The sequence below is a fragment of the Saccharothrix sp. DSM 118769 genome, assembly GCF_052936295.1.
In genome coordinates this window covers 4,793,197-4,808,488 of the sequence record NZ_CP193627.1, presented here as the reverse complement: position 1 = coordinate 4,808,488, position 15,292 = coordinate 4,793,197, and the positions used below count along the sequence as shown (strand labels likewise).

The window sequence follows — 15,292 nt, the reverse complement described above, 5'->3', positions numbered from 1 at the left end:
GGGAAGACCGCCGCGAGGTACCACACCGCCCGCTTCATCCTCGTGCCGTCGCTGCGCGACGAACTCACCGTGCCCGTCCCGGCCGACCGCGGACCGGGCAAGAAGTGGACGCAGGGACCGGAGGTCGCCGCACCGGACCAGCCGGTCATCCTCACTGTGCACGAGATGAAACGGCTCGCCCGCAACGCCGCCGAGCTGATGACCCTCTCCGCCCAACTTCAGGGTGGCGGGGTGCAGCTGGAGCTGCTGACCGGGCTGCTGACCGGGATCCATGACCCGCACGGCATGGGCTCCATGCTCTTCGCCGTGCTCGCCGTCGCCGCCCAACTCGACCGCGACTACATCCGCGAGAAAACCCTCGAAGGCCAGCAAGCCGCCGCCGCACGCGGCAACCACGGCGGCCGCCCCGAAGTGATCGATGAAGACGACGTGCTCTTCGCCCGCGCGCTCCGCGACAAGGGCACCCCGATGCCCGACATCGTCAAGAAGCTGACCATCAAGACCGGCAAGAACGCCGGCCGACACCCCTCAGTCGCCTCGCTCTACCGCGCCCTCGCCGACAACGACGCCTGACCAGGCACTATCCGACCACTTGGCAGGTTTCTCCCGTATCCCGGCGGTCCCCCTGACCAGGGCGTGCCTGGCCGCCAGTTCCACCGCGCTCCCCCTGTGACTGCTAGAGTAGAAGTAAGTAACTTCGACATTAGCACCCACTGGGTGCGGAGGTGACGCGGTGGGGAGCAAGGTGCGCTTGGAGGACCGGGAGTGCCCGCTGTCGACGGCCCTGGGCTACGTCGGCGAGTGGTGGACGCTGCTGATCCTGCACGACGTGTTCGACGGCTACACGCGCTTCGACCAGTTCCAGGAGAACCTGGGCATCTCCACCAGCATGCTCACCGCGCGCCTGCGCGCCCTGGTCGACCACGGCCTGCTGGAGAAGCGGCCCTACCAGCAACGACCCGTGCGCCACGAGTACGTGCTGACCGACCTCGGCCGCTCGCTGCGGCCCGTGCTGGTCGCGCTGGCCGCCTGGGGCAACTCCCGGCTCGCCCCGGAGGAGCGCAGCATGGTCCTCGTCGACGCCGGGACCCGCCGCGAGGTCGAACCGGTGCTGGTCGACGCGGCCACCGGGCGCAGGGTCGACGGCGACGGGTTCGTCTTCGCCGCCGGACCGGCCGCGAGCCGCGCGTTCCGCGACCGCTACGCGTAGGGGTCGGTGATCTCGCGCAGCCGCGCCAGCGCGTCGCGCAGCACCGCCATCCGCCCCCGGCCCAGGTGCGCGGTCCACTCGCGCTCCACCTCGGCCACCGCAGCCAGGCCCACCGGGATCGCCGCCCGACCCCGGCGCGCGACCCGGATCAGCCGGGCCCGCGCGTCGGTCGGGTCCGGGGTGCGCTCCACGTACCCGGCGCGTTCGAGCCGGTCCACCAGGAACCCGGCGGTCTGCTTGGTCACCTGCGCCGCCTCGGCCAGCTCGGTCAGCCGCGACCCGTCGCGGCCGATCAGCCCGAACACCCGCGCCTGCGCGGGCGTCACGTCGTCGAACCCGGCCTCCGCCAACGCGGCGAACACCCGGTTCTCCAGCTCCCGGTGCGGTAAGTACAGCAGGGAGACGAGGTCGTCGTGCACGTCACTCCTCGCGTCGGAGTGATCACCGTAGCGCGCGGGAGCCGCCCGGTCGGGCGGTTCCGCCCCCCTGGCCCCGGGTGGCCTACGGGGTCCCCGGGCGGGTCCCCGGCCGGCCTACGGGCGCCGCGCCAGCCGCACCAGCTTCAGCGCCAGGTGCAGCTCCAGCCGGGCCCGCCCGTCGGACAGGTCGCGGCCGGTCAGCTCGGCGATGCGACCCAACCGGTAGTACAGGCTCGTGCGGTGCAGGTGCAGCGCCGCCGCGGTGGCCCGCGCGTCGCACCCCGAGTCCAGGTACACCTCCAGGGTGCGCGCGAACTCCGGCGACAGCGCGGCCAGCACGTCCTGCGGCGCGTCGCCCAGCAGCAGCCGGTAGGCGCCCAGGTCCGACCAGCGGGCCCGCGCGGGCAGCGCCGGGTCCAGCCGCGCCAGCTCCGCCGCCGCCGACGCCTGCTGGTAGGCCGCCGCCGCGCGGTCCGGCGGGTGCGGGTCGCTCACCCCGACGTGACCGGGCAGCTCCGGCAGCGGGTCCGAGGCGGCCACCGTGCGCACCGCCCTCGGCTCCAGGGCGACCACCACCCGGATCGGGGCTCGGTCGCCCGCCGGGACCTGCGCGGCCAGCGTGGGCAACCGGTCCGCCAGCGCCGGCAGGTCCCCGTCCCCCAGCACCCACAGGTAGCCCACCAGCACCCCGCGGTGGCGCAGCGGGAACCCCACGCGCCGCGCGAACCCCAGCTCCGGGTTCCCCGGCACCACCACCGGGCCCGTCGCGGCGGCGATGCCGTGCCGCTCCTGCCACGCCACCACGTCCGCCGGCACCCGCCGCGCCAGGATCGACCGCACCCGCGCCGGGTCCACGTCGTCGGTCTGCGCGCTGTGCGCCACCACCCGCCCGGTCACGTCGTCCACCGACACGCCGCGCCCCAGCTCGCGGGACAGCTCGTCCAGCAGCTCCTGCATCCGACAACTGTAGGAACAACTCCCGACCCCCGGTGGTCGCCCCGGCCGCCGCGCACGCCCTAGCGTTCCGGGACGTGACGAACAGCAGGATCGCCCCCTGGGCCTCCCCACGGGCGCAGCGCAGGCTCGCCGAGGTCGAAGCCGCCGTCTCCGCCGACCTGAGCGCCGCCGGTGTCGCCCACACCGTCCGCAAGGCCCTCGACGCCCACGCCGCCCAGGTCGACGACGACGGGATCGTGCTCTACGCGGGCACCAACGTGCTCAGCCCCGCCGCCGCCGCGGTCGACGGCGCGACCCTGTCCGGGCGGCCCAGCATGGGCTGGCCGGGCGAGAAGTACCAGGTGGGCCTCGACCACCTCGACACCCTCGAAGTGCTGGCCCCCATGCTCGTCGCGCGGCTGGTGGAGGGCGAGTACGCCGAGGTGCGGTTGCAGAGCGCCACCCTGGCCAACCTCGCCGTCTACACCGCGTTCGCCCGCGCCGGCGACAAGATCGCCGTGCTGCCCGAGTTCGCCGGCGGCCACGCCAGCCACCACGCCCAGGGCGTGCCCGCGATCCGCGGCCTCACCGTCGTCGACCTGCCCTACCTGCCCGACGAGCTGGACATCGACTACGCGAAGCTGCCCGGGTTCCTGCGCGTGCACCGGCCCCGCATCGTGGTGATCGGCGCGAGCCTCATGCTGTTCCCGCACGACGTGGCCGCCGTGCGCGCCGCCGCCGACGAGGTCGGCGCGATCCTCGTCTACGACGCCTCGCACGTGGCCGGCCTGGTCGCCGGCCGGGTGTTCCAGCGGCCCCTGCACGAGGGCGCGCACCTGATGACGTTCTCCACCTACAAGTCCTTCGGCGGCCCCTCCGGCGGCTGCGTCGTCACCCGCGACCCCGACCTGGCCGAACGCGTGTCGAACGTCGCCTACCCCGGCATGCTCGCGAACTACGACGCGGGCCGGCTGGCCGCGCTCGCCGTCACCGCCGCCGAACTGGCCGAGACCGGGCCCGACTACGCCGCCGCCTGCGTCGCCAACGCCCAGGCCCTCGGCGCGGCCCTGTTCGAGCGGGGTTTCGACGTGGCCCGCCACGACGGCGTGTTCACCCGCTCCCACCACCTGGCGGTCGACGCGCTGCCGCTGGGCGGCGGCGACGCGGCGGCCGAGCTGCTCGGCGAGGCCGGCGTCTACCTCTCCGGCATCGGCCTGCCGTGGCAGCGCATCGACGAGGGGCTGCGCGGCCTGCGCGTCGGCACCCAGGAGATCACCCGGCGCGGCTTCACCCCCGCCGACCAGCCCGCGCTGGCCGACCTGCTGCGCCGGGCGCTGATCGACCGCGAGGCGCCCGGGCGGGTGCGCGCCGACGCCGTGGCGCTGCGCCGCACCGTGAACGCCCGCGCCGGGCAGGACCTCATCGGGCAGGACCACATCGGCTGACCTGCCGCCCCACGCCGATCGAGGACGGGAGTTGTCCGCGATCGGCGGTAGCGTGGCCCGGTGATCGAGGAACGCGTGCTGAGCACTCGCGAGCTGAACCGGGCCACGTTGGAACGGCAGTTCCTGCTCGACCGGACCGACCGGTCGGCCGTCGACGTCGTCGCGCACCTGGTGGGCGTGCAGGCGCAGGAGCCGTTCTCCCCCTACTACGGCCTGTGGTCGCGGGTGCGCGGGTTCGTCCCCGACGACCTCGCCTCGCCGCTGCTCGCACGGCGGGTGGTGCGGGCGCCGCTGCACCGGGCCACGATCCACCTGGTTACCGACACCGACCACGGCCGGTTCGAACCGCTGTTCCGGCCGTTCCTGCACCGGCGGCTGGCCTCCTCGGCGTTCGGGGCCGTGCTCGACGGGCTGGATGTCGACGCCCTCACCGCCGAGGCCGCCGCCTCGATGGCCGAACGACCCCGCACCCGGCCCGAGCTGGGCGAACTGCTGGGCGCGAGCCGGCCCGGCCTCGACACCGCCTCCCTCGCGCACGCGGCGACGCTGCTGCTCCCGACCGTGCAGGTGCCGCCGCGCGCCGTGTGGGGCCGCTCCGGGCCGGCGAGCTGGACGACCGCCGCGCACTGGCTGGGCCGCGACGCCCGACCCGAGCCCGAGCCCGCGACCGTCGAGGAGCTGGTGCGCCGCTACCTGGCCGCGTTCGGCCCCGCCTCGGTCAAGGACGTCCAGACGTGGGCGGGCGTCACGCGGCTCAAGCCGGTCATGGCGGCGATGGACCTGCGGGTGTTCGCCGACGAACGCGGGCGCGTGCTGCACGACCTGCCCGACGCCCCGCTGCCCGACCCCGACGTGCCCGCGCCGCCGCGGTTCCTGCCCGAGTTCGACAACCTGCTGCTCGGCCACGACGACCGCACGCGGGTGATCTCCGAGGAGGACTACCGGCGCGGGATCGTCGTCGGCGGCAAGCCGACCCTGCTGGTGGACGGCTTCGTGCACGGCACCTGGCGGCTCACCGCGACCGGCCTGGACGTCGAGCTGTTCCGGCCGCTGACCCGCGCCGGGCGCGACGAGGTGCGCGAGGAGGGGGCGCGGCTGCTGGGGTTCGCGGGGGTGCCGGGCGAGGTCCGCCTGTGAATTTGGACGATCGTCCAGTACGATCGTCCAAATGACGGTCAGGCAACGGCTGCTGCGCGCGGCCCGGGAACTCATCGCCGAGAAGGGCTGGGGCGCGGTCAGCACCCGCGTGCTCGCCGACCGGGCCGGTGTCGGCCCCGGCGTCGTGCACTACCACTTCGACTCCCTCACCGCGGTGCTCGTGGAAGCCTCCGTCGAGGCCCTCGGCGCCGCCGTGACCGACCTGTCCCGGGTCCTCGACGCGGTCGACACCCCGCAGGACGCCCTGTCCGCGCTGCTCACCGCCCTGGACGAGCAAGGACCGCAGGAGCTGTTCACCGAGACCCTGCTCGCCGCGACCCGCGACGACGACCTGCGGCGGGCGGTCGCCGGGGTGCTCGCGGAGTTCCGCGCCGCGCTCGCCGCCTGGCTGGCCGAACGCGGCGTGCCCACCCCCGAGGCGACCGCCGCCGTGCTCGCCGCCGCCGTGGACGGCGTCCTGCTGCACCGCGCGCTGACACCGGACCTCACCCGCGACCTCGTCGTGCCCGTCCTGGGCCGGGTGCTGCGGTGAGGGTCGTCGTCGCCGGGGCGGGCATCGCCGGCCTGGCACTGGCCCACCGCCTCGCCACCGACGGCCACGAGGTCGTCGTCCTCGAACGCGCGCCCTCGCCGCGCACCACCGGCTACCTGATCGACTTCTTCGGCCCCGGCTACGACGCCGCCGAGCGCATGGGCCTGCTGCCCCGCCTGCGCGAACTCGGCTACCGCGTCGCCGAGGCCGCCTACGTCGACGCGCGCGGACGCCGCGTCGCCGGGCTCGGGTTCGACCGGCTCGCGCGGTCCCTGGACGGCCGCCTGATGAGCATCCTGCGCCCCGACCTCGAACGCGCCCTGCGCGAGGACCTCCCCGCGGGTGTGGACCTGCGCTTCGGCGCGGCCGTGGCCGGCGTCGACCGACGCCCGGACGGGGTCGCCGCGACCCTGGCCGACGGCACCCGCGTGGCCGGGGACCTGCTGGTCGGCGCGGACGGCGTGCACTCCTCCGTGCGGCGGCTGGTCTTCGGCGACGGGCACGTCCGCCACCTCGGCTTCCACACCGCCGCCTTCACCTTCGACGACCCCGAGGTGCACGCGCTGGTCGCCGGCCGGTTCTGCGTCACCGACACCACGGGCCGCCAGGTCGGCCTCTACGGGCTGCGCGACGGGCGGGTCGCCGCGTTCACCGTGCACCGCGACCCCTCGCCCCGGCTGCCCGCGGACGCGCGCGCCGCCGTGCGCGAGGTGTACGGGTCACTGGGCTGGGTGGTGCCACGGGTGCTGGAGCGCTGCCCGCCGGAGGTCTACTACGACCAGGTCGCGCAGGTGGAGCTGCCGAGCTGGACGGCGGACCGGGTGGCGCTGCTCGGCGACGCGTGCGGCGCGGTGTCCCTGCTGGCCGGGCAGGGCGCGTCCCTGGGCATGGGCGGGGCGTGGGTGCTGGCCGGGCACGTGGACGACCCCGCCGGCTACGAACGCGAGTGGCGGCCGGTGGTGGCCGACAAGCAGCGCGTGGCCCGCTCGGCGGCCCGCTGGTTCCTACCCGACTCGCCGCTGCGGCTGCGGGCGCGCCGCACGCTGATGAGGCTGTCCGCGCTGCCCGGGATCGACCGCCTCGTGGCCGGCGGCCTGGTCGGCAAACCCGTCCGCCTGCGTCAGCGGGACGCCGCGTCGTAGTCCTCGCGGGCCCGCTCCACGTCGCCCAGGTGCGTCGACGCCCACTCGGCCAGGTGCGCGAACAGCGGGGCCAGGCTGAGCCCCAGCGCGCTGATCTCGTACTCCACCCGCGGCGGCACCTCGGGGTGGTAGGTGCGCACGACCAGCCCGTCGCGTTCGAGCTGGCGCAACCGCTGGGTCAACACCTTCGGCGTCACGGCCGGTATGCGGCGGTGCAGCTCCACGAACCGCTGCCGCCCGTACTCGTGCAGCGCCCACAGGATCGGCGTGGTCCACCGGCTGAACACGATGTCCACCACCGGCGCGATCGGGCACGCCAGGACCGGGTCGGTCGGCCGGGGATCGATCACCTTACTTCCCCTCGGGTAGCCACTATCTCCTAGGTACCTACTATACCGGCGCTGTTAGCGTTCCCCCGCACCGCCTCACCGGACGAGAACGCCTGGTGGGAAGCGGTGCGGGCGACAGCGAGGAGCAGGTTCGTGATCGTGGTGACGGGAGCTACCGGCAACGTGGGCCGGCCGCTGGTGCGGGCACTGGCCGAGGCCGGCGAGCAGGTGACGGCGGTGTCGCGCGGCACCGCGGACGTACCGGCGGGGGCGCGGCACGCGGTGGCCGACCTGACCCGGCCGGAGACGCTGCGGCCGGCCGCGGCGGGCGCCGACGCGCTGTTCCTGCTGGTGTCGGGCGCCGGCGCGCACCTGGACGTCGGGGCGGTCCTCGACGTGGCGAAGGCCGGCGGCGTGGAGCGGGTGGTGCTGCTGTCCTCGCAGGCCGCCGGCACGCGGCCCGACTCGGTGTCGCACGCGCCGCTGCGCGCGGTCGAGGACCTCGTGCGGACGTCGTTCCCGGCGTGGACGGTCCTGCGGCCCGGCGGGTTCGCGTCCAACGCCGCCGCGTGGGCCGGGTCGGTCCGCGCCGGGCGGGAGGTCGCCGCGCCGTTCGGCGACATCGGCCTGCCGGTGGTGGACCCGGCCGACATCGCCGAGGTCGCCGCGGCGGCCCTGCGCGGCGGCCACGACGGCCGCGTCTACGAGCTGACCGGACCGGAGGCCACCACGCCCCGGCAGCGCGCCGCGACCATCGGCGAGGAGCTGGGCGTGCCCGTGCGGTTCGTCGAGCAGACCCGCGAGCAGGCCCGGGAGCTGATGCTGGGGTTCATGCCCGAAGCGGTGGTCGAAGGCACGCTGGCGATCCTCGGCGAGCCCACACCCGCCGAGCGAGGGGTCGGCGGGCACGTGCGGGAGGTACTCGGGCGCGACCCGCGGCCCTTCGCCGACTGGGTGCGCCGCCACCTCGACCTGTTCCGCGGGGACGCGCCCACCCGGTGAACCCGGCGGCCCGCCGTGTGGCGACCGGCGGAGTCGGTCACTCCCGATCCCCACGCCCCTCCTGCCGCTCGTCACGCCCCTCCCGCTCGTCACGCGCGGAAGCCCGGCGCTCGGCCTTGAGGGCGTCCAGCTCGGCCTGCACCCGGTCGAGCTGGCGTTCGGCGCGCTCGGCCCGGACCTGGGTCTGGGCGCGGGCCTGCTCCAGCGCGTCGAGCCGTTCCCGCGCGGCCCGGTCGGCCTGGTCGAGCCGCACGCGGTGGTCGTGGCGCTCGTCGGCGAGTTCCGCCCGGGCCCGGTCCAGCTCGGCGCGGGCGTCCAGGGCGATCTGCTCGGCGCGTTCGGCGCGCACCCGTGCCTCGCCGGCGTCCGCGCGGGCCTGCGCCGCGGCGGCCTCGGCCGTGCCCACCCGGCCGCGGGCCTCCTCGACGGCGCGGTCGGCGCGTTCCCGTGCCTGGTCCACCTGGGCGCGGGCGTCGGCCTGGGCCTGCTCGACGAGGACCCGGGTGTCGCGCCGGACCTGCTCGACCTCCTTCACCGCCTGCCGCCGGGCCTGCTCGGCGTGCGCGACCGCGTCGGCCCGCGCCTGTTCCACCTGGGCCTGGGCGTCGCGGCGGACCTCCTCCACGGTGGCGGCGGCCTCGGTGCGGGCGGCGACGACCTCGCGTTCGGCGCGTTCGACGGCGGCCGTGGCCTCGGCGCGGGCCGCGTCGCGCTGCTCGTGGGCGGCCTCGGCGTCGTTCTCGGCCTGCTCGGCGGCGCGCACGGCGTCCTCGGTGGTCGCCTCGGCGGCCTGACGTGCCCGTTCGGCGTCACGCCGCCGCCGTTCCGCCGCGGCGACGGCCGCCTCGGCCTCGGCGACCCGCCGTGCGGCCTCCGCCTCGACGGCCTGCACCTGGCTCTCGGCCACGCTGGGGTCGGCGATGGCCGACAATTCCGCGACCGCCCCGGACAACGTGGTCGACATCTGCTCGGCCAGCCCCCGGAACCGTTCCAGGAGTTCTTCGGCCCTGATCTTGCCCGCGGTCATCCCCTGCGGGCCTTTCGTCACGGTGACGACCTCCTGCCCGGCCTCCTCGGCCTGCGCCACCCGCTGCCGCTCCCGCCACGCCCGCCACCGGGTGTGTTCCGGCAGGTCGCAGTACTCGGAGGGCCGTCCCGGGCCGCCGGTGCGCAGGACGGGACGCGTGCAGCCGGGGTAGTTGCAGGTCAGCGCGTGGACTTCGGACATCGTCACGGCGATATCGTAGCAGAATAACGTCGTATCAAACGTTATTGGATGCAACGCAACGATATAGACGTCCGTTGAGCTGGCTTCCGATAAGTGAACCTTATCGGAAGCCAGCTCAGCGGCCGTTCCGTGCGCCGCCCACACCGCCCGCGACCGTCGGATGTCTGATGTCAGCGAGGCCCGGTCGAGGGGACGCTGGCGTCAAGGGGGTTGGTGACGCCCACCGCTTGGAGTGCGCGCGGTTCCCGCCCGGCCGGCGGCACCATCGCCGCCTGCTGATCAGACAGGCGGTTCCCACAACCGTTCGACGTGTTCGGCGGCGGTCCGCGGGGCGACGTCGGGGTGTTCGCGGCGGATCACGCCGAGCAGGCGGTCGCGGATCCGGCGGCGTTCCTTCCCCCTGCTGAGCCTGACCTGCTCGGGTACCAGACCCAGGGCGTCCATCGCGGCCCGGACGGCCTCGGCCACGCGGATGCCGTCCCGGTCGATGAGCAGGCCTGCCGACCGGGCCAGCGATTCCGGAGGCGTCACCGGGTCGCTGACGGTCCGCTCGATCAGTGCGGCCGCATCCTCCGGGCGGATCCGGCCGCTGGTCACCAGCCGCAGCACGTCGCGCGCGGCGGATGCGGTGAGGGCCAGGTCGGCCGTGGCCACATCGAGCGCGTCGGCCGCTCGGCGGACGTGGGTGAGGTAGAAGTCGGCGGCCCGGGTGAGGCCGAGTTCCGGGCCACGGTCGACCAGGTCGAGCACGGCCGTGGTCAGGCCCAGCCGGGTGAGGCCCAGGGCCATGGTGTCCGGCGCGCCGGCCTGAACCAGTGCGTCGACGTTCTCCCGGTCGGCCGTGGTGATCGGCCGGTGCGGGCCGTGCCGCCGCGCTGCGGCCCGGTCGAACCAGTCCGCCAGCGCGCCCAGCCGGGACTCCTCGGCCAGCGACACGCCCGCGTCACAGCCGAAGACGTGCGCACCGCCCCGTTCAGCGTGCCGGAACTCGGCCCCGTCCACCCCCGGCGTCAGGTACACGACCCACCGGCTGCGGGCGCGCAGTTCGCGCACCTGTCGCACGGCGCGCACCGTGCCGATCGAGTCGAGCGGGTTGGTCACCACGATGCCGAGTTCGTCCGCGCTCCGCAGGGACAGCGTGCCGCGGCGCAGCCGCGGCACGCGCCCGGCGTACAACTCGGCCACGCCGAGCTGGGCCCCGGTGAGCTGGTGCAGGACGGTGGCCGCCGCGGTGTCGTGCGTGGCGGCCAGGAACCGCCCGATCTTCGCGTGGTGCTCCTCGGCGTGCCGCCGCGGGGGCGGGACCGGCGGGAGGTCGTTGAGCCAGGCGTGGAAGGAGTCCTGCAACCACGGGTCGAGGTACTTCTCCTGGTGGTCGGTGCCGAGCGTCCCGCTGGGCACGTCCAACGCGCGGAACGTGCCGACGACGTCCATCGTCGCGGCGAACGCGGCCAGCAGTTCGAGTTCGTCGCTGATCCGCAGTCCCCGCGCGGCCAGCGCCTCCTCCCGGTACTCGAGGTAGGCCAGCAGCTCCAGCGGGGTGGGCAGCAGGTCGGTGAGCAGGTGCAGGACCGGCACGGCGAGGATCGCCGGAAACGCTCCGTCCGGCAACACCTCTCGCTGCCACAGCAGGCCGAGCACGGTAGGCAGCGAATCGAAGGTGTCCGCGGTCGGCACGACGGCGAAGACCCGACGGATCGTCCTGCGCTCCAGCGTCAACGACTCGTCGCGTTCGCCGGTCAGCACGACGCGGCCGTCCCGGTCCAGCGCGCGGACCAGGCGGGCCACCTGGAAGAAGCCGTCGCCGACGGTACGCCGCAGTTCGGTGACGGCGGCCTCCGGGTCGCCGTGCCGGGACCGGGTGCTGAGGTACCCGCCCTTGCCCTCGATCACCAGCACCACGTCCTGCCACACCAGGACACCGTCCACCTCGATCAGCTCGCCGGGCCGCGTGCCGGGGTACTTGCCGCCGCACAGCACCCGGGCGCCGGGGAACACCCCGGACAGGTGGTCCAGCGCGGCCTCCTCCACCATCTCGCCACGGGCCCGGTAGTACGGCAGGTTGGGCAGCCGGGCGAAGACCCGCTCGACCAGCCGGGAGAGATCCGAGCTGAACACGTGCGGCAGGCTGAACAGCACGAGGTCTTCGACCCCGACCAGTGGGGTGGTGGCCAACGGCGAATCGAACACGTGTCTGCGGTCGGTGTTGCGGCCCAGCGTCGCCGCGTCCGCGGTGAGCAGTGCGCGCCAGCGCTCGGCTTCCCGCCGCTGCGGTTCCGCCAGCGCGCCGGTCAGCACCGACCAGGGCAGCAGGAGCCTGATCCCTGCCGCCGCCAGGTCGTTCGTCGTCGACTCGGACAGGGTGAGGTCGGCAGGCAGGTGCAGCAGGGTGCGCTCGCGCAGCAGGGTCTGCAGCGCGGGATCGGTGATCGTGCCGTGGAACTCCCGGAGCGAGCCGGCCCAGCCGGACAGCACGAACATGTGGGCCCGCAACAGGAGGGTCAGGTCCGGGTGATCGCCGCCGCGGTCGCGGATCCGCCGGGCCAGGCGCAGCGAGTACTCCCAGTCGTAGCGGGTCGGGAACGCGCCGTGCCCGGACCGCCAGGCCCAGGCCAGTTGGTCGTGCACCTGCCACGACTCGTCCAGCACGGCCGGGGTGATCCCACCGTCGGCCCAGCCATTGGTGAGCGTCAGTTGACCGTCCAGCACGCCATGCCGCCGGGCCAGGGTGAGTGCGCGCAGCGCGGCTTCGAGGTTGCCGCGGCTGAACAGGTTCGGCGAGCCGATCCGCGGCTGGCAGGAGGCCAGGAACTCCATCTCGTGGGTGAACGGGTTGGCCGTGCCCAGCTGCCCGTCGTTCTTCCCCTGCCCGAACAGGACGGCCAGGCACAGGCAGTCCAGCAGGGTGGTGTGAGCCAACTCGACGTCCAGCGCGCGGGTCGTGACCACCAGTTCCCGCTCGCACGCGGTGCGGAACTCGGCGATCTCGGCCGGGGTGGCGGGGTGGCCGGAGTGCGGGTCGCCAAGTGCGGGCGGTGGTTCTACGAGGTCGGTGAAGCCGGCGGCGAAGGTGTCCGACAGCCGGGTGCCGAGGCTCGACAACACCGTGATCATGTCGCGTAACGCGCCCTGGTCCTGCGTCTGGATTCCCACGTTCCCGCCCCCCGCGTCAGGTTACCGAGCAGCGCTCTCGCCTGGTCACCGAATGTCATCACGCCTGTCCGATCTGCTGACAACTCCGTGCCTGCGGGTCGCTGTCGACTTCGTGCCTGGTCGCAGCCCGATAACCTGGTCGGACCGTTCCCGCCGGACCCGTACCGGCGCACCGCTGAGAGGTCGGTCCGTGCTGACGCGTCGCCCTGTGCCCCGACCCGGCGATCGAGCGTCCGGTGGGCAGCGGACCCGGTGGTTCCGCGATCCCCGGTTGGTCGGGGCGGCGGTGCTCCTCGTGGGGCTGGTGGTGCTCGCGGTGGTCGGGCCGCGGCCCGGGGCCGATCAGGTGCGGGAGTGGGCGGTGGCGGCCGGGCCGTGGTTGCCGCTCGCGTTCTTCGTGGCGCACGCGCTGGCGACGGTGGCCGTTCCGCGCACGCCGTTCACGCTCGGCGCGGGGTTGTTGTTCGGACCTGTCACGGGGGTGGTGGTCGCGGTGTCGGCCACGGCGGTGAGCGCGGCGCTGGCGTTCCTGCTCGCGCGGGCGCTGGGGCGGGACGCGGTGGCCGCCCGGTTGACGCACCCGGCGGTGGCGGCGGTGGACCGGCGGTTGGCGCGGCGCGGGTGGCTGGCGGTGGGCTCGTTGCGGCTGATCGCGCCGGTGCCGTTCCCGCTGGTCAACTACTGCGCGGGGGTGTCGTCGATCCGGTTCGCGCCGTTCCTGGTCGCCACGGTCGTCGGTGTGCTGCCAGGCACGGTCGCCGTGACGTTCCTCGGTGACGCGCTCACCGGGGACGTCGATCCGGTGCTGCTCGCGGTGTCCGCGGTGCTCGGCGCGGTGGGGGTGGCCGGTCTGGTGGTCGACGCGCGCCTGGGCGTCACCGCTCGGGGACGGGCGCGTCGAGCCGGACGCCCGTCGTCGACCTGCTGCCCGAACCCGTCGGGGGCGTCGGGAGGGTGAGCGCGGCGGCGACCGCGCCGTTGCCGGCGGTCTGCTGCAACCCGAGCACGGCGGCGGGTGTGCTCGCCGGGGTCGGCGGCGCGGAAGGGCTTCGCCGTTCGTGGACGCCGTGGTGGTGGGCGCAGTGGTGGTGGGCGCAGTGGTGGTGGGCGCAGTGGTGTGCGCGGCGGCCACCACCACGGGGTGCTCAGCCGGTGGGGGCGCCGAACCAGGTGGGCAGCCGGTCGCGCAGGCTGCGCTGGTCCTCGCCGACCCACGCCACGTGGCCGTCCGGTCGCAGCAGCACGGCGGGCGCGTCGAGTTCCCCGCTGACGTCGACGACGTGGTCGACCCGGTCGGCCCAGCCCTCGACCGAGAGCCGGCCGGTCTGGTCGAGCAGCAGGCCGCGGCCCGCGTGGGTCAGCGCGTAGAGCCGGCCGCGCCCGAGGGCGACGTCGCGCAGCCGCCTGCCGAGCAGGTGGTGCCCGTCGCCGAAGTCGTAGCGGATGCCGATCGCGCTGATCTTCTCGATCAGGTACCGGTTGACCTCCTCGAAGTCCATCAGCTCGGCCAGCAGGGCGCGCACGGCGCGCGGTCCCGGCTCGGGGGAGATCAGCTCGGCCTGCACGCGGGTGGTGTCGAGCACGTCGGCGGCGACGGGGCGGCGTTCGGCCTCGTAGCTGTCCAGGAGCCCGTCCGGGGCCCAGCCGCGGACCTCGGCGGCCAGTTTCCAGGCGAGGTTGAACGCGTCCTGCAGGCCGAGGTTGAGGCCCTGACCGCCCATCGGGGGGTGGACGTGCGCCGCGTCGCCGGCCAGCAGCACCCGGCCGACCCGGTAGCGCTCCGCCAGCCTGGTGGCGTCGCCGAAGCGGGAGATCCGGCGGGGGGAGTGCGCGCCGAAGTCGGTGCCGGCGACCGCCCGCACCGCCTGCGCGAGCTCGTCCAGGGTCGGCGGGACGGTGCGGTCCTCGGCCACCCCGGGTGCGGGGGCGACGATCCGGTGCGCCCCGTCGCCGAGGGGGCCGGCGCCGAAGCCCCGGTGGGTCTTGCGGGCCTCGGCGACCACGGCCGCCACCTCCTCCGGCGGCGTGGTCAGCTCCACCTCGCCGAGCAGCCACTCGTGCCGGGCGGGTTCGCCGGGGAAGCCGACGCCGAGCAGCCCGCGCACCGCGCTGCGGCCGCCGTCGCAGCCGACGAGGTAGCGGGAGCGCAGCCGCGTGCCGTCGGCGAGTTCGGCGGTCACGCCCTCGTCGTCCTGGTCGAGGCCGACGAGTTCCCGGCCGCGGCGGATCTCGACGCCGACCTCGGTGGCGTGCTCGGTGAGCACGCGTTCGACGGTGGGCTGCGGGATGCCGAGGACGTAGGGGTGGGCGGTGTCGAGGTCCGCCGGGGCGGGTGTGGCGATGCCGGCGAAGAACCCGCCGAGGGGGTGGCGCTGCCCGAGCGGGAGGAGCCGGTCCAGCAGGCCGCGCTGGTCGAGCACCTCGACGCTGCGCGCGTGCAGGCCGAGGGCGCGGATCATCCCGTTCGGCTCCGCGTCCTTGTCCAGCACGAGCGCGCGCACGCCGTGCAACCCCAGTTCGGCGGCCAGCATCACGCCGGTCGGCCCTGCGCCGACCACGACGACGTCGATCAAGGACTTCTCCCCCGTTGGACAAAGGTGTGCGTGTCGAGCGGGGATTCTGGGGCCTCACCGGGGTCTTGCGGCAAGACCCCCTGTGCGCTATACGTTAAAGGTGGCAAGGAGTGGGCGACCTCCTTGCCTTTCGTGTTTTCTCCCCCTTCACGACGGGGCCGGTGG

14 protein-coding genes are annotated in these 15,292 nt (G+C 74.7%); 8 read left to right on the top strand and 6 right to left on the bottom strand.

Annotated elements, in window-relative coordinates:
* The first annotated feature begins 42 nt into the window (after positions 1–42).
* On the top strand, positions 43–573 hold the full coding sequence (locus ACRAKJ_RS20875; protein ID WP_438923281.1) for a recombinase family protein: 531 nt from the start codon (positions 43–45) through the stop codon (positions 571–573).
* Between the two features lie 160 nt (positions 574–733).
* The gene (locus ACRAKJ_RS20870; RefSeq protein ID WP_438923280.1) at positions 734–1,210 is read left to right on the top strand and encodes a winged helix-turn-helix transcriptional regulator; all 477 of its coding nucleotides are present in this window, start codon (positions 734–736) and stop codon (positions 1,208–1,210) included.
* Here ACRAKJ_RS20870 and ACRAKJ_RS20865 read toward each other — a convergent pair.
* Both ACRAKJ_RS20865 and ACRAKJ_RS20860 read right to left on the bottom strand, forming a co-directional pair.
* On the bottom strand, positions 1,201–1,629 hold the full coding sequence (locus ACRAKJ_RS20865) for a MarR family transcriptional regulator (RefSeq protein ID WP_438923279.1): 429 nt from the start codon (positions 1,627–1,629) through the stop codon (positions 1,201–1,203). The two genes, ACRAKJ_RS20870 and ACRAKJ_RS20865, sit on opposite strands and share 10 nt — an antisense overlap.
* A gap of 114 nt (positions 1,630–1,743) precedes the next feature.
* Positions 1,744–2,586 carry a PucR family transcriptional regulator gene (locus ACRAKJ_RS20860; RefSeq protein ID WP_438923278.1) on the bottom strand — a complete coding sequence of 281 codons (843 nt, stop codon included), beginning with the start codon at positions 2,584–2,586 and terminating at the stop codon, positions 1,744–1,746.
* A gap of 74 nt (positions 2,587–2,660) precedes the next feature.
* Here ACRAKJ_RS20860 and ACRAKJ_RS20855 point away from each other — a divergent pair, with 74 nt between their 5' ends.
* Genes ACRAKJ_RS20855 through ACRAKJ_RS20840 form a run of 4 tightly spaced genes read left to right on the top strand, consistent with a single transcriptional unit; the run spans position 2,661 to position 6,842 of the window.
* Complete coding sequence (locus tag ACRAKJ_RS20855; RefSeq protein ID WP_438923277.1) at positions 2,661–4,010, top strand: DegT/DnrJ/EryC1/StrS family aminotransferase; 1,350 nt, start codon at positions 2,661–2,663, stop codon at positions 4,008–4,010.
* Positions 4,011–4,070: 60 nt separating this feature from the next.
* Complete coding sequence (locus ACRAKJ_RS20850) at positions 4,071–5,147, top strand: DNA glycosylase AlkZ-like family protein (RefSeq protein ID WP_438923276.1); 1,077 nt, start codon at positions 4,071–4,073, stop codon at positions 5,145–5,147.
* A 31-nt stretch (positions 5,148–5,178) separates the two neighbouring features.
* Positions 5,179–5,700 (top strand): TetR family transcriptional regulator, encoded by a 522-nt coding sequence (locus ACRAKJ_RS20845; RefSeq protein ID WP_438923275.1) that lies wholly within the window; start codon positions 5,179–5,181, stop codon positions 5,698–5,700.
* A complete protein-coding gene (locus ACRAKJ_RS20840) occupies positions 5,697–6,842 on the top strand; it encodes an FAD-dependent oxidoreductase (protein WP_438923274.1) in 1,146 nt (381 codons plus the stop codon). Before ACRAKJ_RS20845 ends, ACRAKJ_RS20840 begins: the two co-directional genes overlap by 4 nt.
* On the opposite strand, the gene ACRAKJ_RS20835 is transcribed toward ACRAKJ_RS20840, so the two are convergent.
* Positions 6,821–7,192 carry a winged helix-turn-helix transcriptional regulator gene (locus ACRAKJ_RS20835; RefSeq protein WP_438923273.1) on the bottom strand — a complete coding sequence of 124 codons (372 nt, stop codon included), beginning with the start codon at positions 7,190–7,192 and terminating at the stop codon, positions 6,821–6,823. The two genes, ACRAKJ_RS20840 and ACRAKJ_RS20835, sit on opposite strands and share 22 nt — an antisense overlap.
* 132 nt (positions 7,193–7,324) lie before the next feature.
* Here ACRAKJ_RS20835 and ACRAKJ_RS20830 point away from each other — a divergent pair, with 132 nt between their 5' ends.
* Entirely contained in the window at positions 7,325–8,173 is an 849-nt protein-coding gene (locus ACRAKJ_RS20830; RefSeq protein ID WP_438923272.1) for an NAD(P)H-binding protein, read from the top strand.
* Positions 8,174–8,210: 37 nt separating this feature from the next.
* On the opposite strand, the gene ACRAKJ_RS20825 is transcribed toward ACRAKJ_RS20830, so the two are convergent.
* Positions 8,211–9,407 (bottom strand): hypothetical protein, encoded by a 1,197-nt coding sequence (locus tag ACRAKJ_RS20825; RefSeq protein ID WP_438923271.1) that lies wholly within the window; start codon positions 9,405–9,407, stop codon positions 8,211–8,213.
* Positions 9,408–9,680: 273 nt separating this feature from the next.
* On the bottom strand, positions 9,681–12,554 hold the full coding sequence (locus tag ACRAKJ_RS20820; protein ID WP_447009091.1) for a hypothetical protein: 2,874 nt from the start codon (positions 12,552–12,554) through the stop codon (positions 9,681–9,683).
* A gap of 295 nt (positions 12,555–12,849) precedes the next feature.
* Between ACRAKJ_RS20820 and ACRAKJ_RS20815 the strand changes: the two genes are divergently transcribed.
* Positions 12,850–13,512, top strand: coding sequence for a VTT domain-containing protein (locus tag ACRAKJ_RS20815; protein WP_438922512.1), 663 nt, complete (start codon positions 12,850–12,852; stop codon positions 13,510–13,512).
* Positions 13,513–13,699: 187 nt separating this feature from the next.
* On the opposite strand, the gene rox is transcribed toward ACRAKJ_RS20815, so the two are convergent.
* On the bottom strand, positions 13,700–15,127 hold the full coding sequence (gene rox / locus ACRAKJ_RS20810) for a rifampin monooxygenase (protein ID WP_438922511.1): 1,428 nt from the start codon (positions 15,125–15,127) through the stop codon (positions 13,700–13,702).
* Positions 15,128–15,292 lie beyond the last annotated feature (165 nt).

Bases quoted from the DNA above. Each gene is read 5' to 3' on its own strand.
- ACRAKJ_RS20860 (WP_438923278.1), bottom strand. From the start codon at position 2,586: ATGCAGGAGCTGCTGGACGAGCTGTCCCGCGAGCTGGGGCGCGGCGTG.
- ACRAKJ_RS20845 (WP_438923275.1), top strand. From the start codon at position 5,179: ATGACGGTCAGGCAACGGCTGCTGCGCGCGGCCCGGGAACTCATCGCC.